Raw genomic sequence first — 22,150 nt, 5'->3', positions numbered from 1 at the left:
GGCACGGTCTCCCTCGAAAGCCAACGGCCGTACACCCCGCCGCGGCGGACTCGACGTACCGGCACGGCCCGCGCCCCCACAACAACGCAGGGTGCGACACACCTCAGTCGAAAACGACGGTCCGCCGCCCGTTCAACAGAATCCGCCGCTCCGCATGCCACTTCACGGCACGGGCGAGCGCCTGGCACTCCACATCCCGCCCCACAGCGACAAGCTGCTCAGGCGTGACCTGGTGCCCCACCCGCTCGACCTCCTGCTCGATGATCGGCCCCTCATCAAGGTCGGCAGTCACATAGTGCGCGGTGGCACCAATCAGCTTCACACCACGAACGTGCGCCTGGTGATACGGCTTCGCACCCTTGAAGCTAGGCAGGAACGAGTGATGGATATTAATAATCCGCCCACTCAACTGCTTACACAGATCATCGGAGAGCACCTGCATATACCGCGCCAGCACAACCAGCTCGACACCCTGCTCCCGCACCAACTCCAACAACTGCGCCTCAGCCTGCGCCTTATTGTCCTTGGTGACCGGAATGTGATGGAAAGGCACGTCATACGAAGCCACAAGCTCAGCAAACTCGGTGTGATTCGACACCACAGCCGCGATCTCAACAGGAAGCGCCCCGGTCCGAGCCCGGAACAGCAGATCGTTCAGGCAATGCCCGAACTTGCTGACCATCAGCACGACCCGCATCTTGTCCTCGGCCCGGTGGATCTGCCACTCCATATGGAAGGAGTCACCGATCGCCGCGAAGCTGGCCCGCAGCTTCTCCACCGTCACCGGCGACTCCGCCGAGAAGTGGACCCGCATGAAGAACAGCCCCGTGTCATGGTCACCGAACTGCTGACTGTCCTCGATGTTGCACCCGGTCATGAAGAGATAACTCGACACGGCGTGCACGATGCCCTGCTTGTCAGGACAGGAAAGCGTAAGGACGTACTGCTCGGTCACGGGCTCATTCATGCCCGCCAGGGTCCCATAAGTCGAGCCGAGCCAGACCACACGTCCCGCTACCCGGACTGGGGCTGGGCCCCATCAGGGGCGCGGGGAACTGCGCGACAAGCCCCCACCGCGCGGCACGCACAACCGGACCTCAGCCAGGCCAGACCTCAGCCATCCCAGCCCTCAGGCGGACCGAGTCATGATCCGCAGAACCTCAAGCGTCCGAGGCGGCACATCGGGATCCTCCCCGTCACTCACCGCCATCCGAACGTGCGCATCCCGAGCAGCCCGCACAGCCTCAGGCCACCCCTGATGTTCGAGATACACGGAGACAGCGGCATCAGGCCCCACCTGATGCATGATCCGCAGCACCCGAAGCACCGCGGAATCGACGAGCGCCGCCTCCTGCGAGTCCCGGAAGATCGTCCCCACGTATTTCTCGGCGGACCAGTTGTCCAGCCAGGTGTCCTCGACGAGGCGATAGACGGCGTCGGTCACATCCCCGTACCCGTCGACCCCCGCGAGCCAGACCCCTCGCTGGAACTCGGTGTCGGAAAGCATGTGCAGCGCGGAGCGCACATTGCTGCGCCAGCGCCACCACGGCATGTCGTTCAGTGGCATGCCGCCCATGGTGGATGAGCGACGCCCGCGACGGGAAGAGTTCTCCGAACCTTGCACGGTCACCGATCGTACGTTCTCGCCGATTCGTCCCACACCGCACCCCGGAGTTCACCTTCTCGTCACCAAGCGTTGACCATGGGTCACACCGGCCGTAGCGGTGTGACGGAATCGTGCGTGTCCATGACCGGCAGGCGACGCACCCGCACCCTCCTCCCCGCCCACCTTCGTCCCGCCAAGGCCAGAGTGCTTTCCGCGGGCGCGTTGGCGGCGTGTGCGTCCATAGCCGTCGGATGCGGTGTCGTCCCCGGTACCACGGGGGGTTCCGGGGACGAACCGATCAAGGTCATGACGTGGGCGCCCGAGGAAACGAAGGCGACCAACAAGCCGGGTATGCCCGCCATGGCCCTGGCGTACGCGCGCTGGGTCAACTCCAAGGGTGGCATCAACGGCCGCAAGCTCAAGGTCCTCACCTGCAACGACCACAACGACACGGTGGGCGCCGCCAACTGCGCCCGCCGCGCGGTGGCCGAGAACGTCGTCGCGGTCGTCGGCTCGTACAGCCAGCACGCCCGCTCCTTCTTCTCCCCGCTGGAGGGGACCGGCATCCCGTATCTCGGCGGGTACGGCGTCACCGACGACGAGTTCACCAGCCCGCTCTCCTACCCGGTCAACGGCGGCCAGCCCGCCCTCCTGGCCGGCCTCGGACAGCAGCTCGCCAAGAACTGCGGCCCCGTCACCCTCGTACGCCCCGACACGATCGCCGGCGACGAACTGCCCGTGCTGCTCGACTCCGGTCTGAGCGCCGGGGGACATTCGGCCGCCGTCGACCAGCGGGCCGCCGAGGACGCCACGGAGTACTCGAACCACGCGGACCAGGCGCTGCGGCGGGTCACGGCGGATCCGACGGAGGAGGGATGTGTGGTGCCCGCGCTCGGGGACCGCACGGACACCTTCATGGACTCGTTCCGGCGTGCCCGCGAGGACTACCCGAAGGTACGGACGGCGTCCGTGCTGGGCAGCGTCGACCAGTCGGTGATCGACGCGACGGGCAACGCGTACGAGGGCTCGTACGTCACCGGCTGGTACCCGGCGTCGCGCGACAAGCGGTGGAAGCCGATGCGCGCGGTCATCCGCGAGGAGGCCTTCGGCGACAACCGGATCGACGAGTCGGACCCCGGGGTGCAGACGACCTGGGTCGCCTACACCGTGCTGAAGAAGGCCGTCGAGTCGCTGGGCGACGGCGAGGTGTCCTCGCGGACGCTGCGGCGGACGCTCGACGACGGCCTGAAGATCAACACGGGCGGGCTGACGCCGACGCTCAGCTGGAGCTTCGACGATCTGACCGCGGCGACGGGCTTCCCCCGGCTGGTCAACTCGGACGTGTCGTTCCAGGTGGTCCGCAAGGGTCAACTGGTATCGGCGCGCAAGGGGTTCGTGAACGTGTCGAAGGTGCTGGAGAACACGGAAGCGTCGTAAAGCAGGCCGGTACCGACCAGGTACCGGCCCCCGCCAAGGCCGTAGTCCGACCCCGCCGGTCCGCCGTAGTCCGACCCCGCCGGTCACAGCTGGCCGGGCTGGCGCTCCGTCAGTCCGTAGGTCTGGGCGATGGAGTTCCAGAGCTTCGCGGCCTTGGCCTTCTGCGTGGTCGCGGTGCCGCTCTCCCGGTTGCCCGCCGCGGTCTGGCCCGTGTTGCGGGCCTGGCCCTTGCGGCAGCCCTTCTTGTCCGCGGTCTGGTCGGCCCAGGCCGCGTAGTGGGTGTCCGCCGCGGAGGAGGCCTTCCAGGCGCTGTTGAGCGCGGCGGTCAGCTGCGCGTGGTTCGGCAGCTTGTCGACGGAGAGGTCCGCGAGGCTGGTGACCAGTCCGTCGCGCTGCTTGGCCGCGTTGCGCAGATCGGTGGCCGCCTGGCCGAGGGCGGCGCACTTGCGTACGTTGCCGACGGCCTTGACCACCGAGTCGCGGCTGTCGCCGCTGTCCGCCAGGAGCTTGTCCAGGGCCACGGCCTGCTCCTTGGCCGGGTCGGCGGAGGCGGAGGCCGAGTCGTCCGTGGCGGGCGCGGTCGCCGCCACCGTCTTGTTGTCGTCGCCGTCGTCGCCCCCGCCGCCGCTGAGGAGGGCGCCCGCGCCGATGCCGAGTACGGCGATGCCGACGCCGACCGCGGCGATCACGGGCACGCGTGAACGGGTGCGGCCGCCACGGCCGTTGTCACCGTCCCCCGCGCCTCGGCGTGCGCCGCGGCCTGCGGGACCCTCGGGTGCGCCAGGGCCGCCGGGGGTACCGGGACGGTTCGGGCTGCCGAAGCCGGCCGGGGCGCCCTGTCTCCCCCGCAGCTGGTCGACTCGGGGCAACTGCTGCGTGGAGCCTCCGGCGTCGGCCCGGAAGAGGTTGTCGAACTCGGCAGGCGGCTGCTGCCGGTCCTCGGGCCCGCCCGGGCGCAGTCCGTACTGCGCCGCGCCGGGCTGGGCCGGTACGGGCGCGATGAACTGGGTGGGCTGGGCGTCGGGGTCGACGGCGGGAGGCAGGGGTCCGGCGCCGTTGCCTCCGGACGCCGGTCCCGGCCCGTCCGGCCGGACCCGGCCGAGGTACCGCGTGGACTCGGAGGACATCGCCGCGGGGGCGGCCCCCGCGGGAGGCATCTCGGGCGGCAACGCGCCGGGGCCCACCGGGGGCAGGAGCTGCGTGGCGCCCTCGTCGACGGCCGGCGCGGCGGGGACCGGCGGCAGGAACTGCGTCGCACCCTCGTCCATGGCGGCAACGGGCGGCAAGGCACCGGCGCCAACGGGCGGCAGCGGTGCGGCAGTCTGACCACCGGGACCCTGCGGGTAGCCGTAGCCACCAGCACCCCTCGACTCGGCGGAGCCGCCCTGCTGCGGTGCCGCGTGGCCCGCGGGAGGCTGGGGCGCCGCCTGGCCGCCGTGGGCCTGCGGGTAGCCGTAAGCACCCGGAGCCTGCGCCCCGGCGGGGCCCTGTGCGTGTGTCTGTGCTTGGGCCTGTATGTGGGCCTGTGCGTTCTCGGGTGCGTACGGGCCCGGAGTCTGCGGGGCGCCGTACCCGTTCGTCGGTGCGCCCTCGTGCGGGAGAGGTGTCCCGCCGCCCGGCTGCTGCTGGGGCACGGAGCCCGCTGCGGCGGTCTGCGGCGGAAGCTGGCCGCCGCCGTTCGGCGCCTGCGGGCCGCCCCACGGGCCGCCCGCCGTGCCCTGCGCCCCGTACTGGGCCGTCGGCTCGGCGTACTGCGACGGCTGGCCGCCGTATCCGCCCTGCGCACCGGCACCGGAGCCGTGAGCCGAGCCGTCCCAGCCCGGAACCGGGGCTCCCGGGCCTCCCTGGCCCTGCGCCTGGCCTTCCGGTCCCGAAGCGGTCGTGCCCCAGCCCGGCGGCTGTGCTCCCGCGTCCGGAGCCTGGGCCTGGGCGGTCCAGCTAGAGATCTGCGGGGGCGCGTCCTGGGCCGGAGCGGCCCCGCCCTGGTCCGTGTGCTGCGTGCCCCAGCCGGGCGCCTGCGCACCCTGGCCCTGGCCCGCATTACCCCATTCGCCGGTCGGCGTCCAACCCTGTCCGGGCTCCGGAGAGGCCCCCGGAGCGGGTCCCGGACCCCACGGCTGGTCCCAGGCCTGACCGCCCGCCGGGATGGCGCGGTCGCCCGTCTGGCCCGGCAGGAGGGGTTCGCCGCCGTCGGACGGCAGCACGATGCCTTCGTGCGCGGGCCGCGCCGAGGGCTCGTCGCCCTGTCCGTTGTGCGTCACCGGGACTCCTACGAATGGGGGACCTTCGGAATCGTCGGTTCACGCTACCGGGTCCCCACAACCCGATGCCACGCAGCACAGGCCGTGACAGCCGTCTCCGGGGGCGGCAGTAACGAATCCGCCCCCCAAGACGCTGGTTATGCCTCCTTTCGTCTCACAGCCCTCCATTCACCCGGCGTTCACTCCCGCGTAGACCTCAGGCCTGTCCGACGGATCAGGCGGAATCAGGCCGCCGCCTGCAACTCCATGCGCGCCCCGAACTCCCGTACCACCGGCTCGTCCCGGTAGGGATCCAGGCGCTGTTGGAAGTCGTCCAGATACTCCGCCCCGCGGTTGGACCGCAGCGTGCCGAGCAGTTCGACGGCACGCAGGCCCGTGTTGCAGGCCTGCTCGACCTCGCGCTGCTGGACCTGCGCGGTGGCGAGCAGTACGTACCCGATGGCGCGGCGCCTCGCGCGCGTCTCGGGGTGCCCGGCGAGGGACTCCTGGGCGCATCGCGCGGCCGCCTCCGACTGCCCGAGGTCACGGTGACAATGCGCCAACTCGTCGGCCAGATACGCCTCGTCGAAGTGCGCGATCCACCGCGGGTCGTCGCCGGAATCCGGATCGGCCTGCTCCAGCGCCGCCACGGCCCGCCCGGACGCCGCCTGTGCCGAGCGCGCGTCGCCCATCAACGCGTGCCCCCGTGCCTCCGCGGCGTGGAACATCGACTCCGCGCGCGGTGTGACCCGCCCGCGCGCCCCCTCCTGCGCCGCACGCGCCAACTGGGCGATCTCGCGCGGATTCCCGAGCTGCGCGGCCAGGTGGCTCATGGACGCGGCGAGCACGTACCCGCCGTACCCGCGGTCGCCCGCCGCCTGTGCGAGCCGCAGCGCCTGGATGTAGTACCGCTGCGCGAGCCCCGGCTGTCCGGTGTCGACCGCCATGTAGCCGGCCAGCTCCGTCAACCGCGCGACCGCCGCGAAGAGTTCACGCCCGACCGCTTCCCGGTACGAGCCCGCCAGCAGCCCGGAGACGACACTGTTCAGGTAGTGCACGACGACCGGGCGCACATGCCCGCTGCCGTACTGGTGGTCGAGGTCGACCAGCGCCTGCGTCATCGCGGTCACCGCCGCCACGTCGGACTGCCCGACCCGCGGCCCGGCCGCCCGCGACACCTGCGCGTCCGGCGAGGAGATCAGCCAGTCCCGGCTCGGCTCGACGAGGGCTGAGGCCGCGACGGACGAGCCGGACAGGAAGTCCCGCCGCCCCACGTCGCTGCGCCACAGCTCGCAGACCTGCTCGATCGCCCCTAGGACGGTCGGTGAGAACTGCAGCCCCACCCCGGAGGCGAGGTTCTTGCCGTTCGCCATGCCGATCTCGTCGATCGTGACGGTCCGGCCCAGCTTGCGGCCGAGCGCCTCGGCGATGATCGCGGGCGCCCGCCCGCGCGGCTGCTGTCCTCGCAGCCAGCGCGCCACGGACGTCTTGTCGTAACGCAGATCGAGACCGTGCTCCGCGCCGCACATGTTGACCCGGCGGGCCAGCCCGGCATTGGAACAGCCCGCTTCCTGGATGAGCGCCTGCAGTCGTTCGTTCGGCTGCCGCGCGACGAGAGGCCTTGCGGCCATTGGCGTACCCCCTGTGGCTGCGGTGCCTGCCCACGCACCGAGTTGACGAGTCCTCAGTGACCGGGACCTCCCGCACCCCTGCGGGGCGAAAAGATCCGGCCTCGAAGATCAATGCCCCGCGGACATACCGAAGATGCGAGACATGTGAGGATTGCCGGGGTAAAGGCTGCTGCCCGCCCCTCCGGTGGCTACCCACCCCCCGCTGCCGCCTCCCATGCGCGCCCCCACAGATGCATCCATGCGCCCCACGTGTGGAATCGGTGCTCCTCCCCCGCGCGCGTGTGAGCCGTAACCCCTGGTGGGTGCGGGAGTTGAGTTCAGCGTGGAAGAGACGATCGCAGGCACCGAGACCGCCCAGATCCCGAAGCAGCGAGGCGAGTCGCTGCAGGACATCGCCGTGCGCTATGCCGAAGAGCGCCATTGGGACGTGTTCCCAGGCACTTGGCTGGAAGCCGCCGACGGGGTGCAGCGCTGCTCGTGCGGCGAGCCCTCGTGCGCCGTGCCCGGCGCGCATCCGGCGCGTGAGGACTGGGCGACGCAGGCCACGGGCAGTGCGACCGTCGCGCGGCGGCTGTGGGCGAAGCAGCCGTCGGCGTCGATCCTGCTGCCCACGGGGCGGACGTTCGACGCGATCGACGTCCCTGAGACCTCGGGGTTTCTCGCGCTCGCCCGGATGAGGCGGATGGAGCTGACGCTCGGGCCGGTGACGTGTACGCCGGATCGGCGGATGCAGTTCTTCGTGTTGCCGGGTGCCGCTGTGAAGGTGCCTGATCTTGTGCGCAAGCTCGGGTGGCCGCTTGCTTCTCTTGATCTGAATGTGCTGGGCGAAGGTACGTATGTGGCTGCGCCGCCTACGCGGTTCGGGGCTCGGGGGGCTGTGCAGTGGGCCTGTCGGCCTACTCCTGCGAATCGGTGGCTGCCGGATGCGGAGGAGTTGATCTCGCCCTTGGCTTACGCCTGCGGGCGGGACGCTCGACGGTGAGGCGCCGTTCGGGTTTGGTGTGATCTGCCGTCTGCGGGTTGTCGTGGGCTGGTCGCGCAGTTCCCCGCGCCCCTGAAGGGGCACCCCCTGTCGGACCCGACCCGTATCGTGCCCTGCATGGTGGAGGGAGTGCGGGTGGATGATGCGGTGGCCGTGCGGGTGCGGGGGCTTTGGAAGCGGTTCGGGGAGCAGGTTGCCGTTGCGGGGATCGATCTGGAGTTGCCCGCGGGGCAGTTCATCGGGCTGGTCGGGCCCAACGGGGCGGGGAAGACCACGACGCTGTCGATGGTGACCGGGCTGCTGCGGCCCGATCAGGGGTCCGTGGAGGTCGTCGGGCACGATGTGTGGCGCGACCCCACGGAGGTCAAGGCCCGGATCGGGGTCCTGCCCGAGGGGCTGCGGCTCTTCGAGCGGCTCTCGGGGCGGGAACTCCTCGCGTACACGGGGCGGCTGCGCGGACTGCCCGGTGTGGAGGTCGACAAGCGGGTCACCCAGCTGCTCGATGTGCTCGACCTCGCCGGCGCCCAGCACAAACTCGTCGTCGACTACTCGACCGGCATGCGCAAGAAGATCGGGCTCGCGGCCGCTCTGCTGCACAACCCGGAAGTGCTGTTCCTGGACGAGCCGTTCGAGGGGGTCGACCCGGTCTCCGCGCAGACGATCCGCGGTGTCCTGGAGCGCTACACCGCCTCCGGCGCGACCGTCGTCTTCTCCTCCCATGTGATGGAGCTCGTCGAGTCGCTGTGCGACTGGGTCGCCGTGATGGCCGCGGGCCGCATCCGCGCCCACGGCCCGCTCACCGAGGTGCGCGGCGAGGCGCCCTCCCTCCAGCATGCCTTCCTGGAACTCGTCGGGGCGAACGCCCGCGACACCGGCTCCGACCTCGACTGGCTGGGCGGCGGCGCCCGATGACCGCCGCGACCGCCACGAAGGCCGCCACCACCTCGACCGCCTCCCTCACCCCCGTCGTCGTACGACTGAAGCTGTCGCTGCTGCGCAACGGGCTGCGGCAGTCGTCGGGGCGGCGGGCCGTGTACGTGGCGTCGCTCGTCATCGTGCTGCTGTTCGCCGCGCTCCAGCTCATCGGGCTGATCGCGCTGCGCGGCAACACCTACGCGATGACCGTGACGGTGCTGCTCACCGCCGTACTGGCGCTCGGCTGGGCCGTGATGCCGCTCTTCTTCTCCGGCGGCGACGAGACCCTCGACCCGACCCGCCTGGTGATGCTGCCACTGCGCCCGCAGCCGCTCGTACGCGCGTTGCTGGTGGCCTCGCTGGTCGGCATAGGCCCGCTGTTCACGCTGTGCCTGCTCGTCGGTTCGGTCATCGCGATGGCGCACGGGGCGGCGGCGTACGTCACCGGGGTCGTCGCGGTCGTCCTCGCGCTCCTGGTGTGCGTGGCCCTCGCGCGGACCATTGCGACCGCCAACACCCGGCTGCTGACCAGCCGCAAGGGCCGCGACCTGGCCGTCCTGAGCGGTCTGGTGATCGCGGTGGGCGCGCAGGTCGTCAACTTCGGGGCGCAGAAGCTCAATTCGTCGGGCATGTCCACGCTGGACCCGGCGGCCGACGTGGTGCGCTGGGTGCCGCCCGCGTCGGCGCTCGGCGCGGTGGACTCCGTCAGCGAGGGTTCGTACGCCGTCGGCCTCGCCCAGCTCGCTCTGAGCGGGGTGGCGCTTGCGGTGCTGCTGGCCTTCTGGCAGCGGAGTCTGACCCGGCTGATGACCTCGCCGGACGGCTCGACGCTGCAGGCCGCCGAGCCCTCCCGGGACAAGGCGGGCCGTTCCTCCGGGCTCGGCCGGCTGCTGCCCGCGGGGCGCACGGGCACGGTCATGGAGCGCAGCCTGCGGTACGTGTGGCGGGACCCGAAGACCAAGGCCGCGTGGGTGACCTCGCTCGCGATCGGTCTGATCGTGCCGGTGTTCAACGCGCTGCAGGGCACCGGCTCGATCTACTTCGCGTGCTTCGCGGCGGGCATGCTCGGCATCCAGATGTACAACCAGTTCGGGCAGGACACGTCCGCGTTCTGGATGGTCGCGATGACGATCTCGTCGACCAGGGACGCGTATGTCGAGCTGCGGGCACGGGCGTTGGCGCTCCTGGTGATCACCCTTCCGTACGCGGCCCTCGTGTGCGTCCTCACGACGGCGCTGCTCGGCGACTGGGCCGCGCTGCCCGAGGTGTTCGGCCTGTCGTTCGCGCTGCTCGGCGCGATGCTGGCGACCGGGGCCTGGTCCTCCGCCCGCTTTCCGTACTCGATCCCGCAGGAGAGCTACAAGAACGTGGCTCCCGGCCAGGCGAGCCTCGCCGGATTCTCGATCTTCGGCGGCATGATCGCGGCGGCCCTGCTGTGCGCCCCCGTCATCACCCTCACCATCTGGCTGAACGTCTCGTCGAACGGCGAGGACTGGACCTGGCTCATCCTCCCGATCGGCACCGCCTACGGCGCGGCGATCGCCCTGGCAGGCCTCCACCTCGCCGCACCACGAACAGCCCGACAACTACCGGAAATCCTGACGGCGGTAAGCAAGGGCTGACCGCCCGACATGGGCCCGCGCCCTGTTTTTCCAGGGGCGCGGGGAACTGCGCAGTCTTTTACTTTCAGGGGCACGGGGACCTGCCCAGTCTTTTGTTCTTGGGGGCGCGGGGAACTGCGCAGTCTCTTGCTTTTAGGGGCGCGGGGAACTGCGCGACCAGCCCCCAGCGGGCGGCAGGCGACATACCACCCGCGGTACAACGGCTCCATCTTGCCCAGGCGCGCCTAGCGAAGCGCCTCGTCCAGGAACGGCTCAACCGCCGCCCGCCAAGCCTCCGGCTGGTCATAGTGGACAAGATGCCCCGCATCGGCCACCTCCGCATACTGCCCGTTCGGCAGAACCCGGACCATCTCCTGGGACTCGGCCCGGCCAAGCTCACCGTCGAGCCCACGCACCACGAGCGCGGGGCACCGGACCTGCGTCAACTCCTCCCAGTGCGCGTCGTACACCCAGGTCTCGCGGGACTTGAGCATCTGCTCGGGCTCGAAGACGGGACGCCAGCCGTCCGGCGACTCGGCCATCACCTCGGCGTAGAACTCACCGCGTGACGGGTTCGGGCGCTCCACCCAGGGGTCGTCCTCGCCGAACCACTTCCGTACGTCGGCGAGTGTGGCGAACGGGACCGGCCAGGCCTTGAACCAGTTCTCCCACTCGCGCTGCGAGGCGGCTCCCAGCGCCGAGGCCCGCATGTCGCAGATGACCAGGCCGCGCACGAGGTCCGGTCGCTTGGCGGCGAGCTGCCAGGCGGTCAGGGCGCCCATGGCGTGACCGATGAGGACGGCCGGGCCGAGGCCGAGCTGTTCGAGGGCGGCCTCGGCGTCCTCGACGTACGCCTCGCGGGTGTAGGAGGCCTGGGGCGGCTTGTCGCTCTGGCCGTGGCCCCGCTGATCGAGGGCGACGGCACGATGCCGCTCGGAGAGCCAGCGGGCGGTGGGCGCCCAGTGGGATGCACGGCCCATGAGGCCGTGCAGTAACAGCACGCCGGGTGCACGCCCGATCTCCCCGGGCGTGGTCCCGGTCCCGGCTTCACCGGACGGGGTGCCGGTCCCGGAGGGGTCGCCCCTCGCAGGGTCGATCTTGGGAGAGTCGGCGAACTCCCAGGCCGCGAGGCGTACGCCACCCGCACCGCTCACGTCGATGCGCCGCACCATACGTTGGCACCCCCCTTGATCCGCTCGGCCGGGTCGTCCCGCACGAACCGGCCGGCCCACTCGTACCGCTGGTCGTACCGGTGCTCCTGCTGGTTCTTCCTGCGTAATCCGTAGTGGTTCCGTCACCCATACGCTATCGAATGCGCATTCGAAGATGGGGGTCTTGGCGGCAACACCCCTCCTTCGAGTGACCTCGCTCAAGGATTGACCGCCGCCGCCGAGGGGAGATCTTCAACGGGAGGCGGGCCGCTCGGGGAAAACGGTCCGTGGGGAATGACCCTGGGAGCTCGGGGCTCCGGGTCAGCACAGGGGAGGACAGGCCCCGGCGCCTCAGGGCGCCGGGGCCCTCCTCATGTCCGCGGCACATCCTCCCGCCCCCTCCCCGACCGCGCACCGGCGCCGCTGCCGCCACGGTCAAGAGCCCTCAGGTCATATGCCTCTCGCGACAGCCTCGCACGCAAACGGTCCGGCCGCTGCGATTCCGCGCACTGAATCTTCATTTCTGAGCGAACACCGAGGTGGGACAACTGGGTTGTGTGTTACGGGAGTTGATGACGGGTTCGCGAAGTCGGCGGGGCGCACTGGAGCGCCCTTCAGGGGCGCGGGGAACTGCGCGACAAGCCCCCACCGACCCGCAGACGAAGAACCTGCAGCCAAGCGGAGCGCTACCGCTTGGCGACGAACACGTGCGACGCCACATCCGACTCCAGCTCCGCCGCCTCACCGCCACTGCCCACCAGTACCCCGCCCGCGGACTCCGTCACGCTGACGACGGACCCGGGCTGCACGCCCGCCCTCCGCAGCGTGTACATCAGCTGCGCGTCCGTCTGGATCGGCTCACCGATGCGACGCACGACGACCGTCTTGCCGTCGATACCGGGGTCGAGATCGGCCAGCGACACCATGCCCGCGTCCAGGAACGGGTCCGCGCTGTCCTTCTCGCCCAACTCCTCCAGGCCCGGGATCGGGTTCCCGTACGGCGACTCGGTGGGGTGACGCAGCAGTTCGAGCACGCGCCGCTCGACGGCCTCGCTCATCACGTGCTCCCAGCGGCAGGCCTCGGCGTGCACCTGCTCCCACTCCAGACCGATCACGTCGACGAGCAGACACTCGGCGAGGCGGTGCTTGCGCATCACGCGCGTGGCGAGCCGGCGGCCCTCGTCCGTGAGCTCCAGGTGCCGGTCGCTGGCGACGGACACCAGGCCGTCTCGCTCCATGCGTGCCACGGTCTGGCTGACCGTGGGCCCGCTCTGGTCGAGCCGCTCGGCGATCCGGGCGCGCATGGGGACCACACCTTCCTCCTCCAGCTCGAGGATGGTGCGGAGATACATCTCCGTGGTGTCGATCAGTCCGGACATACGTGCCCCTCGATTAGCTCTGCCGGAGGCTGAGTGGCTCACCGGCGTGTGCGCTGGCCCTGGCACCAATTCTGACGCATCCCACTGACAACCGTGCCGCGCAGGTGAAACCGCGTGGTGAAGAGTGCCGGCGCGAACGGCCGGACCATGAGCTCGGCCGGGCGGGAACGGGGGCCCTCAGCACCCAGTGTCGCCCCTGCCGGCCGTATTGACACGGCACTGGTCCAGACCGCAACGTGATCCGCGACACGACCGGGTGTGGACGGGGAGAGAGGGCTGCGCGCATGGGCGACAGCAAGCTGGCCGGGCAGTTCTTCGACGCCGCGATCGGCCTGCTGCAGCGGGTGCGGGACGAGGAGGCCGGGGCCGTCGAGGCGGCCGGGACGCTGATCGCCGACACGGTCGCCGACGGCGGGCGGCTCTTCGCGTTCGGCGCCGGGCACTCGTCGCTGGCCGCGCAGGACCTCGTGTACCGGGCGGGCGGCCTCGCGCTGATGAACCTGCTCGCCGTGCCGGGTGCCGTCGGGGTGGACGTCATGCCAGCGACGCTGGGCTCGGCGCTGGAGCGGGTCGACGGGCTGGCGAGCGCCGTCCTCGACTCCAGCCCGGCCCGTGCCGGCGACGTACTCGTGATCGTCTCCCTCTCCGGGCGCAACGCCCTGCCCGTGGAGATGGCGATGAACGCCCGTGCGCTGGGCCTCAAGGTCATCGGGGTCACGTCGGTCGCGTACGCCACCGAGACGAAGTCCCGGCACACCTCGGGTACGTATCTGAAGGACCACTGCGACGTCGTCCTCGACTCGAAGATCGCGATCGGCGACGCGGAGCTCACGCTCGACACGGTCCCGGCGCCCTTCGCGCCCGCCTCCACGGTCGTGACCTCCGCCCTCCTCCAGGCCGTCATGGCCACGGCGGCGGGCACCCTCGCGGACCGCGGCATCGAGCCCCCACTCCTGCGCTCCGGCAACGTGGACGGCGGCCACGAGTGGAACGGCCGCGTGTTCGAGGAGTACGGGGACCGGATCTTCTACCGCCGTTGATCCTCCGGAGGGGGCGGTACTGAACCTGCGGGCCGTCAGTGGCTGATCGCGCAGTTCCCCGCGCCCCTAAAGACCGGCTACGCCGCCTTTCCAGCCCGCCCAGCCAACTGGCCACGTGCCCTCCCCGCAATCCCCAGCCCGCCCAGCACCAACCAGCCCGTCCGGCGTTTGAGGACGAGGCCGCCAGGCCGATCTCCCACCCACCCACGGTCAACCCACCCACCCCCATCAGCCCCCACCCACCCCCTCAGCCCGTCCGGCGTTTGAGGACGAGCGCGGTAGCGCGATACGGGGGTTCGGGGGCGGAGCCCCTGAGGCAGGGACGGGAATGGGTAGGGGCGGCGGGGGCGAGGAAACCCGCTCACCCCCTCCGGTCCAGCGTCTCCGCCAGGTCCAGCGCCGTCGCGATCCGGACGGCGACATCCTCCGCGTACGTGGCATCGAGCCGCTCGAACTGCGTACGACTGGACCCACGCAGAAACGTGACGACACCCAACGTCCGCCCCCGACTGCGCAGCACCGCACACAGGGCATGGACGGAGTCCGGCGGCCACTGCCGGGCAACGGCCCACTCCCGCGCCCGCCCGGGCTCACTCGCCCCGGCCCCCGCCCGCGCAGCCCCCGCACTGGCACGCACGGACCCGATCCGCTCCACGCACTGGAGCGCCGGATGCCCGTCGGCGTACCGCACGGGCAGCCCCGCCCGCCCCGCGGGAAGGCTCGGCCCCGGTGCCCCGGAGGGCGTGGCGGCGGCCCGTACGAGCCGGACAGGACCCTCGCCGTCGGGCACGGCACCACCGGCCACCCGGTCGATCAGCGCGTGGTCGGCGAAGCCGGCCAGCGCGAAGTCCAGGTGGATACTCGCCGCCTCCGCCGGGTCCTCGCACTCGGCGGCGGCCCGCGCGGCCCGGTGCAGCTGATTGGTCCTGAACCGCAGGAGCGCCGCCTCCTGCTCGGTCTGCTTGGCCTCGGTCACATCCTGGAAGAGCCAGCCCACCCCGAGCGGAACCGGTTCTTCCGCGAGCGGCGAGGCGAGCCGCAGGAAGCCGCTGCGCCAGCACCGCCGCTGTTCGCCCTCGGCGGTCCGCACGGTCACCCACATCTCGGCGGGCGCGGGCGGAGCGCCCTCCGCGAGGACGTGCGTGAGCGCGCTCTCCAGCTCCTCCACGCCCTGCGCGAGCAGCTCACCCAGAGGGCGCCCCAGTACGGCCGTACGCCCCGCGCCGAACGCGCGCGCCGCGTGCGCGTTGACGACGGCGGGCCGCAGATCGGCGTCGACGAGCACGACACCCCAGGAGGCGTCGTCGAACAGTGCCTCGCTCAGCGCGATCGAACGCTCCAGATCGATCTGCGCGTGCACCTCGCTGAAGGCGCAGTACACCCCGGCCGGCTTCCCGTCAGGGCCTGGCACGGCGGCGGACTGGGTCCGTACGAGTACCCGGCCGCCGTCCTTGGTGAGCAGCGCGAACTCGTGGACCTGCCGTCCGGGTGCCTGCATCGCGGAGAGCAGCCGGCCCTCGACCTCCTCGGCGTCCGCGGGCCGTACGGCCCAGCCGGCGAACCCCTGCCGTCCGACCGCCTCGGCCGCGGTCCAGCCGAGGATCCGCTCCGCCTCCCGGTTCCAGTGCGTCACCACTCCGTCGGCGTCGAACGCGCACAGCGCCGCGTCCATCCCGTCGAGCAGAGCGGCGAGCAGATCGGCCCCGTCCCGCTCGGGCTCCTGCGGCCCGAGCTCGTCCGTGGTCCCACTACGCCGCGAAGCACTCACCTGGCACCCCCTGCAGGCCGTGTCGGCGTGTCCTGCGCGGTGTGCCCGCGCGTCTGATCACTCACTTCACTCACTACGAATCACTCACTAGGAATCATTCAACTCGAACGTGACGCAGCCCACATCTGGTTCCCACAAGATTGAGGAAATCGTTGTGTGGACCCCATCGGACCCAGGTCGGCGGTGCGAACGCTGTCGGCCGCTTTCGCCAAGTACGGGGTGAGACCGCCGACCGGCGGTCCGGAGACGGAGATCCCATGACACCCGGCCTGGGCGACGAGGAGCTGCTGGGCCGCACGGCACGCGACCCTGCCTCCTTCGAGCCGCTGGTGGAGCGGCATTCGGCTGCCCTGCACGGCTATTTCGCGCGCCGCGCGCCCGGGGCCGCCGACGATCTGCTCGCCGAGCTGTGGCTCCAGGCGTACGCGGCGCGACGCGGTTTCGACCCGGCCCGCGGTTCCGTAAGGGCCTGGCTGTTCGGCGTGGCCAGGAACGTGCTCTCCACCCACTGGCGGCGGCTCGCGTCGAGGCGCCCGGACCTCCCGCGGTCCACCGACGACGACCCGTGGGAGGCCGTGGACGACCGGCTCGTCGCGGAGGCCGTGGCCCCCAGACTGCGCGAGCTCCTCGCGAGGCTCCCCTCCGACGAACGCGAGCTGCTGCTCCTGGTCGCCTGGGAGCAGCTGACACCGAGCGAGGCCGCGGCCGTGGTCGGCATCCCCGCCGCGACGGCCCGCACCCGTCTGCACCGCGCCCGCAACCGTATGCGCGCGGGCGCGCCCTTCGACCTGACCGGAGACCCGAAGTGACCGATACGACGGAACGCGACGACTTTCTCGACTTCCCGGGCGCCGACGAGCTGGTCGGGGCCGGATCCGTGGCCCCGCCGTCACCCGGCAGGATCGCGGCCGTACGCGAAATACTGGCCCTCGTCGCGGATCGCGAGACCGAGCGGATGTCGGCCTCGGCGCCCGAAGGAGTGCTGTCGACCGCCGTGGCGGGGCGAAAGGGCCCGAGGGCCTCCCTCTCGCCTCCGGAGGATCCCCTGGTCGTCCTCCGGCCCGGAGACCCGTCGTGGACCGCGGCGCGCAGGAGCCGCGGCTCGCGGCGCCGACGGGTGCTGATCGCCGCCTCGGCGGTGGCCGCGATCACGGTGGGCGCGGTCGTCTATCCCGTGCTGGACGCGGGCGACAAGCCGGCGACCACCGCTTCGGCGGCGGCCACGTTCCTGAACGAGATGGCGGAGGTCTCGGCGGAGTCGTCGGCGACGGAGGCGAAGTACTGGAAGGTGCGCACGGAGGGGGACAAGGCCGGCTCGAAGTGGAAGTCGACCGTCTACTTCGACCGCGCGGGCCGCACCTGGGAGCAGCACGAGGCAACCGGCAAGCTGGATCCGCAGCGGGACAGGACCAAGTGGCACGTGGGCGACAAGTACCTCGACTGGTCCGCCCTCGACAAGCTGCCCACCGACCAGAAACGGCTCGCGGCTCTCTTCCCGAAGGACGCCTCGATGCGCTTCTACCAGGCCGCCCGGCTGCTGGGGGACTCGCCCGCGCGCCCCGAGCTGCGCGCCGCGCTGTTCCGGATCATGGCGGACAGTCCGGCGGTGACACTCACTCCCGGTGCCAAGGACCACAAGGGGCGGCAGGGCACCTCCCTCCGGTACCTGGCGAAGACGACGACGGTCTTTCCCGACGGCGGGAAGGCGACGCGCTGGGAGGTGATGCGCTACGTCGTCGACCCGAAGACCGCGCGCGTCCTGGAGGCCTCGAACGAGGCCGGCAAGGCCCCGATGTACGACCTCTGGCTCGAGGTCGGCCCGGCCGACCGCCTCGGCGGACCTGCGGTCGGCCAGGGGATGTCCCGCCGTCTGGTCACTGTCCCGAAAACCAGTTGAGGGATGCGGATCCGGTTCCTAGTGTGTGTCGCACGCCGAAAGGAGGTGATCGGGTACATGTCTGAAACCCGGACCAGCGAGGTGGCTGCGGGCTAGCGGCCCGTCACCACATTCAGTGCGGTGCCGGACCAGCGCGTGAGACGAGCGTGCAGCCGGCCCAATCTCAAGCAGTCACCCGACCCGCGAGCTCGCCGGTAAGTCCGGCCGGCTCCCTCCTCGGAGGGAACCAGAGTTCGCGGGTCGTCTGCGTCGAGGGTTGTCTGCCTCACGAGTCGTCTGCGTCACGAGTCGTCTGCGTTTCGCAGGTTTGTGAGGTGCGGCACTGGCGTATTGGGCGAGCCGGAGTAGGCTTGCGCCATGCTTCCGATGCTCGTTCGACGCCGACACGTGGACTACGTGCGCGTCACGAGCATGGGCTGTCGGCTTTCTGCCTGACCTCAGCCCCCCTTTGGCTCTTTCACCTGGCACCTGTGGCCCCCGCCCCACCCTCGGCGGCCGCCCCGGGCCCGTAACCCATGCGGACGCACACCATGACGAACCTGAACTTGGCGACGAACCCGAACGTGGCGACGAACCTGAACGTGGCGACGAACCCGGCGGATCAGCCGTATCAGCCCTACCAGCAGCTTCCGATCATCGATCTCTCCGCGGCCGACCGCGGGCCGCAGGCGCGTGCGCTGCTGCACGCGCAGTTGCACAGTGCCGCGCACGACGTGGGGTTCTTCCAGCTCGTGGGGCACGGGGTGGGGGAAGGCGAGACAGCCGCCCTGCTCGACGCCATGCACCGCTTCTTCGCGCTTCCGGAGGCGGACCGGCTCGCGATCGACAACGTCAACTCGCCCCATTTCCGCGGCTACACGCGGACCGGCGACGAGCGCACCGGCGGCAGCCGGGACTGGCGCGACCAGCTCGACATAGGAGCGGAACGGCCCGCCCGGACACCGGGCCCCGGTGAGCCCGCGTACTGGTGGCTGGAGGGGCCCAACCAGTGGCCCGCCGCGCTGCCGGAGCTGCGTACCGCCGCGCTGGCGTGGATCGACCGGCTCAGCTCCGTCGCGGCGCGGCTGCTGCGCGAACTGCTCACCGCCATCGGCGCGCCCGCCGGTTTCTACGAGCCCGTGTTCGGCGAGCGGGCCCATCCCCATCTGAAGCTGGTCCGGTATCCGGGCAGCGCCGGGGACGGTGCCGGTCAGGGGGTCGGGGCGCACAAGGACTACGGGTTCCTGACGCTGCTGTTGCAGGACCAGGTGGGCGGGTTGCAGGTGCAGCGGGAGGACGGGCTGTTCCATGACGTGCCGCCGATCCCGGGGGCGTTCGTGGTGAACCTGGGTGAGCTGCTCGAAGTGGCCACCGACGGGTATCTCGTCGCCACCAATCACCGGGTGGTGAGCCCGGCCGGTGCCACCGAGCGGTTCTCCGTTCCCTTCTTCTACAACCCCCGGCTCGACGCCCGGATCGAGCCGCTGCCCTTCCCGTACGCCTCCGCCGCGCCCGGGGTGACGAGCGACCCGGCGAACCCGCTCTTCGCGGAGTACGGACGGAACGAGCTGAAGGGCAAGCTGCGGGCTCATCCGCTGGTCGCGGCCCGTCATCACGCGGAGCTGCTGGTCCCGGCGTGACCCGCGTGAGCCGGGTGTGGCGGCTCCCCATGGAGAGCCGCCACATGGGCCGTGTGCACATAGGCCGAGCGCACATGGACCGAGCGCACATGTGCTGTGCAGACACGAGAAATCAGTGGGCGATGTCCTCGTAGCCCTGGATCTCGCGCGGGTTGCGGGTGCCCGGCCCGACATAGCGGGCGGAGGGCCGTACGAGCCGGCCCGTGCGCTTCTGTTCCAGGATGTGCGCGGACCAGCCGGCGGTGCGGGCGCAGGTGAACATCGAGGTGAACATGTGGGCCGGGACCTCGGCGAAGTCGAGGACAATGGCGGCCCAGAACTCGACGTTCGTGGCGAGGACGCGGTCCGGGCGGCGGGCGTGCAGCTCCGCCAGAGCCGCCTTCTCCAGGGCCTCGGCGACCTCGAAGCGGGGTGCGCCGAGTTCGCGGGCGGTGCGGCGCAGGACGCGTGCGCGGGGGTCCTCGGCGCGGTACACGCGGTGGCCGAAGCCCATCAGCCGCTCGCCCTTATCGAGGGCCTGGCGGACGTAGGCGTCGGCGTCGCCGGTGCGCTCGATCTCCTCGATCATGCCGAGGACGCGGGAGGGGGCGCCGCCGTGCAGCGGTCCCGACATGGCGCCGACGGCTCCCGAGAGGGCCGCCGCCACGTCGGCGCCGGTGGAGGCGATGACGCGGGCCGTGAAGGTGGACGCGTTCATGCCGTGCTCGGCGGCGGACGTCCAGTAGGCGTCGACGGCCGCGACGTGCTTGGGGTCGGGCTCGCCGCGCCAGCGGATCATGAAGCGTTCGACGACGGACCGGGCCTTGTCGATCTCGCGCTGCGGGACCATGGGCAGGCCCTGGCCGCGGGCGGACTGGGCGACGTACGAGAGGGCCATGACGGCGGCGCGGGCGAGGTCGGCGCGGGCCTGCTGCTCGTCGATGTCGAGGAGGGGCCGCAGGCCCCACACGGGCGCCAGCATGGCGAGCGCGGACTGGACGTCCACGCGGATGTCACCGGAGTGGACGGGGATCGGGAACGGCTCGGCGGGCGGCAGGCCCGGGTTGAAGGCTCCGTCGACGAGCAGCCCCCAGACGTTGCCGAAGGAGACGTGGCCGACCAGATCCTCGATGTCGACGCCCCGGTACCGCAGGGCGCCGCCCTCCTTGTCCGGTTCGGCGATCTCCGTCTCGAAAGCGACGACTCCTTCGAGCCCGGGTACGAAGTCGGACATCAGGCGGCTCCTCATGATGTGTGCGACAGATGGTTTGCGGGGTGTTCGAGGGTGCTCGTGACCATATGTCTGTGATGGGGGTGATCATCCGGTTCCGCGGTCGCCTCGTGGACTCGCGGTCCGTACGTCACCCCGGTGATGCCCCGTCCGGATGGCGGTCACCCAACCGTTTCGGAAGCAGGACGATATCCCTTGGTGTCACCTTTGGGGAGAGTACGCGGCACTGAGTGCCATGGCGTGATGAAGACCACGCCCGCCGCGAGCTCATCTGCCGCCTTTCGGAATACGGCAGGATGACCGCGTGACCGACCGTGAACCCGTCCTCGACCCGGCGTTGATGCGCAAGCACTACCGGGCCGAGGGAATCGACGAGACCGACCTGGCCGACCACCCGATGGAGCAGTTCGGGCGCTGGTTCGCCCTGGCCGCGCGGGACGGCCTGCTGTACGAGCCGAACGCCATGGTCGTCTCCACCGCGGACGCCGAGGGGCGGCCCAGCTCCCGCACGGTCCTCATGAAGCAGTACGACGAGCAGGGGTTCGTCTTCTTCACCAACTACGAGTCCCGCAAGGCGCGCGACCTCGCCGCCAACCCGCACCTCTCCCTGCTCTTCCCGTGGCACGCCATGACCCGGCAGGTCATCGTCAGCGGCACGGCCCGGCGCACGGGCCGTGACGAGACGGCCGCGTACTTCCGCACCCGTCCGCACGGCTCCCAGCTGGGCGCCTGGACCAGCACCCAGTCCGCGGTGATCTCCTCCCGCGCCGAACTGGACTCCGCGTACGCCGAACTGGCCACCCGCTACCCCGAGGGCGAGCAGGTGCCGGTCCCGCCGAACTGGGGCGGCTTCCGCGTCGCCCCACGGTCGGTCGAGTTCTGGCAGGGCCGCGAGAACCGCCTCCACGACCGCCTGCGCTATGTGGCCCGGGAGGACGGGTCGTGGCGGGTGGAGCGGCTCAGTCCGTGAGGACAGAGGACCGCCGTGCGGGTCAGAGCTTGCCCCAGACGTGGACCGTGCGGTGGCCGTCCAGCAGGCGGGATATGTCCTGGATGAAGTCCGGCCTGAGTTCCGGCCAGTTCCAGAACTCCAGGCCGAGGTGACCGAACGCGTAGTGGTCGTCCTCCCAGATCCAGTCCGTGAGGGCGACGGGACGGGCGCACGCGGGGCAGTCGACGGTCGCCGCGCCGGTCTCGTGCCAGGTCCCCATCGCGGCGGCGAAACGGGGCCAGACGCTGTTCTCCGCCTCGCCCTCGCCCTCGCCCGAGTCCGGGTCCAGGTCCGCCTCGCCCGCCGGACCTTCCCCGGAAGGCTCGTAGTCCTCGTCGTACGTCTCGCCGCTCAGTGGGGCCGTCGTCTCGCAGCGAGGGCAGGTGACGGACTCCGGGCCGCCCTGGCCGCTGTCGAAGACCGTCCGCTCCGTGTGCACGGCGAGCCCGTCCCATGGATCCCAGTCAGGGGACTCTTCCACCGCCCGCTGCCAGTTCGGCCCCGGCGGGTGTCCGAGCGGCTGTCCCAGGACGCAGTCCGTGCGCTCGCCGAGCACGATCCCCTCCGCGACCAGCCACTCCACGACCCGTGCCGCGAGCGCCCGCGCCTCGTCAGCCGTCGCGTCGACGTCCACGACCGTCTGGAAGTGGTCCCCCATGCCTCTGCCCCCGCAGTCACCGATC

Annotated in this window: 18 protein-coding genes; 9 read left to right on the top strand and 9 right to left on the bottom strand. The window is 71.1% G+C overall.

Features of this window, described 5'->3' with window-relative positions; genetic code table 11:
* Positions 1–103: 103 nt before the first annotated feature.
* Both purU and ACFWXQ_RS36350 read right to left on the bottom strand, forming a co-directional pair.
* Positions 104–967, bottom strand: a complete 864-nt coding sequence (purU, locus tag ACFWXQ_RS36355) for a formyltetrahydrofolate deformylase (RefSeq protein WP_383937528.1) — start codon at positions 965–967, stop codon at positions 104–106.
* A gap of 162 nt (positions 968–1,129) precedes the next feature.
* Positions 1,130–1,630 (bottom strand): hypothetical protein, encoded by a 501-nt coding sequence (locus ACFWXQ_RS36350; protein ID WP_307522545.1) that lies wholly within the window; start codon positions 1,628–1,630, stop codon positions 1,130–1,132.
* Positions 1,631–1,747: 117 nt separating this feature from the next.
* On the opposite strand from ACFWXQ_RS36350, the gene ACFWXQ_RS36345 reads away from it, so the two are divergent.
* Positions 1,748–3,043: an ABC transporter substrate-binding protein gene (locus tag ACFWXQ_RS36345; RefSeq protein ID WP_383937526.1), complete on the top strand. Its 1,296-nt coding sequence runs from the start codon at positions 1,748–1,750 to the stop codon at positions 3,041–3,043.
* 83 nt (positions 3,044–3,126) lie between these two features.
* Here ACFWXQ_RS36345 and ACFWXQ_RS36340 read toward each other — a convergent pair whose 3' ends face one another.
* Both ACFWXQ_RS36340 and ACFWXQ_RS36335 read right to left on the bottom strand, forming a co-directional pair.
* A complete protein-coding gene (locus ACFWXQ_RS36340; protein WP_383937524.1) occupies positions 3,127–5,304 on the bottom strand; it encodes a hypothetical protein in 2,178 nt (725 codons plus the stop codon).
* 224 nt (positions 5,305–5,528) lie between these two features.
* On the bottom strand, positions 5,529–6,914 hold the full coding sequence (locus ACFWXQ_RS36335; RefSeq protein WP_200396619.1) for a transcriptional regulator: 1,386 nt from the start codon (positions 6,912–6,914) through the stop codon (positions 5,529–5,531).
* 322 nt (positions 6,915–7,236) lie between these two features.
* Between ACFWXQ_RS36335 and ACFWXQ_RS36330 the strand changes: the two genes are divergently transcribed.
* From ACFWXQ_RS36330 to ACFWXQ_RS36320, 3 genes are all read left to right on the top strand, one after another.
* The gene (locus tag ACFWXQ_RS36330) at positions 7,237–7,896 is read left to right on the top strand and encodes a bifunctional DNA primase/polymerase (protein ID WP_269649468.1); all 660 of its coding nucleotides are present in this window, start codon (positions 7,237–7,239) and stop codon (positions 7,894–7,896) included.
* 117 nt (positions 7,897–8,013) lie between these two features.
* Positions 8,014–8,808, top strand: a complete 795-nt coding sequence (locus ACFWXQ_RS36325) for an ABC transporter ATP-binding protein (RefSeq protein ID WP_383937521.1) — start codon at positions 8,014–8,016, stop codon at positions 8,806–8,808.
* On the top strand, positions 8,805–10,433 hold the full coding sequence (locus tag ACFWXQ_RS36320) for a transporter (protein WP_383937519.1): 1,629 nt from the start codon (positions 8,805–8,807) through the stop codon (positions 10,431–10,433). Before ACFWXQ_RS36325 ends, ACFWXQ_RS36320 begins: the two co-directional genes overlap by 4 nt.
* Before the next feature lie 224 nt (positions 10,434–10,657).
* Here ACFWXQ_RS36320 and ACFWXQ_RS36315 read toward each other — a convergent pair whose 3' ends face one another.
* Positions 10,658–11,584 carry an alpha/beta fold hydrolase gene (locus tag ACFWXQ_RS36315; RefSeq protein ID WP_383937517.1) on the bottom strand — a complete coding sequence of 309 codons (927 nt, stop codon included), beginning with the start codon at positions 11,582–11,584 and terminating at the stop codon, positions 10,658–10,660.
* Between the two features lie 665 nt (positions 11,585–12,249).
* Positions 12,250–12,942, bottom strand: coding sequence for a metal-dependent transcriptional regulator (locus ACFWXQ_RS36310; protein WP_383937515.1), 693 nt, complete (start codon positions 12,940–12,942; stop codon positions 12,250–12,252).
* Positions 12,943–13,226: 284 nt separating this feature from the next.
* Between ACFWXQ_RS36310 and ACFWXQ_RS36305 the strand changes: the two genes are divergently transcribed.
* Positions 13,227–13,982 (top strand): SIS domain-containing protein, encoded by a 756-nt coding sequence (locus tag ACFWXQ_RS36305; RefSeq protein ID WP_383937513.1) that lies wholly within the window; start codon positions 13,227–13,229, stop codon positions 13,980–13,982.
* Between the two features lie 361 nt (positions 13,983–14,343).
* On the opposite strand, the gene ACFWXQ_RS36300 is transcribed toward ACFWXQ_RS36305, so the two are convergent.
* The gene (locus ACFWXQ_RS36300) at positions 14,344–15,750 is read right to left on the bottom strand and encodes a PAS domain-containing protein (protein WP_383937511.1); all 1,407 of its coding nucleotides are present in this window, start codon (positions 15,748–15,750) and stop codon (positions 14,344–14,346) included.
* A gap of 257 nt (positions 15,751–16,007) precedes the next feature.
* Between ACFWXQ_RS36300 and ACFWXQ_RS36295 the strand changes: the two genes are divergently transcribed.
* The 3 genes from ACFWXQ_RS36295 to ACFWXQ_RS36285 all read left to right on the top strand — a co-directional run bounded on the left by ACFWXQ_RS36295 (position 16,008) and on the right by ACFWXQ_RS36285 (position 19,266).
* On the top strand, positions 16,008–16,559 hold the full coding sequence (locus ACFWXQ_RS36295) for an RNA polymerase sigma factor (RefSeq protein WP_383937509.1): 552 nt from the start codon (positions 16,008–16,010) through the stop codon (positions 16,557–16,559).
* Entirely contained in the window at positions 16,556–17,647 is a 1,092-nt protein-coding gene (locus tag ACFWXQ_RS36290) for a hypothetical protein (RefSeq protein ID WP_383937508.1), read from the top strand. Before ACFWXQ_RS36295 ends, ACFWXQ_RS36290 begins: the two co-directional genes overlap by 4 nt.
* Before the next feature lie 530 nt (positions 17,648–18,177).
* A complete protein-coding gene (locus ACFWXQ_RS36285) occupies positions 18,178–19,266 on the top strand; it encodes an isopenicillin N synthase family dioxygenase (protein ID WP_383937506.1) in 1,089 nt (362 codons plus the stop codon).
* Positions 19,267–19,378: 112 nt separating this feature from the next.
* On the opposite strand, the gene ACFWXQ_RS36280 is transcribed toward ACFWXQ_RS36285, so the two are convergent.
* Positions 19,379–20,479 (bottom strand): citrate synthase 2, encoded by a 1,101-nt coding sequence (locus tag ACFWXQ_RS36280; protein ID WP_383937504.1) that lies wholly within the window; start codon positions 20,477–20,479, stop codon positions 19,379–19,381.
* 337 nt (positions 20,480–20,816) lie between these two features.
* Here ACFWXQ_RS36280 and pdxH point away from each other — a divergent pair, with 337 nt between their 5' ends.
* Entirely contained in the window at positions 20,817–21,446 is a 630-nt protein-coding gene (pdxH, locus tag ACFWXQ_RS36275) for a pyridoxamine 5'-phosphate oxidase (RefSeq protein ID WP_383937540.1), read from the top strand.
* Positions 21,447–21,468: 22 nt separating this feature from the next.
* Here the strand turns inward: pdxH and ACFWXQ_RS36270 are convergent, their stop codons facing one another.
* Positions 21,469–22,125 (bottom strand): hypothetical protein, encoded by a 657-nt coding sequence (locus tag ACFWXQ_RS36270; RefSeq protein WP_383937502.1) that lies wholly within the window; start codon positions 22,123–22,125, stop codon positions 21,469–21,471.
* Between the last annotated feature and the right edge of the window lie 25 nt (positions 22,126–22,150).

The organism is Streptomyces sp. NPDC058697 (assembly GCF_042715345.1).
In the GTDB taxonomy this organism is placed as follows: domain Bacteria; phylum Actinomycetota; class Actinomycetes; order Streptomycetales; family Streptomycetaceae; genus Streptomyces; species Streptomyces liliifuscus.
The sequence above is the reverse complement of the archived record's forward strand: the minus strand, read 5'-3'. Positions and strand labels throughout refer to the sequence as shown.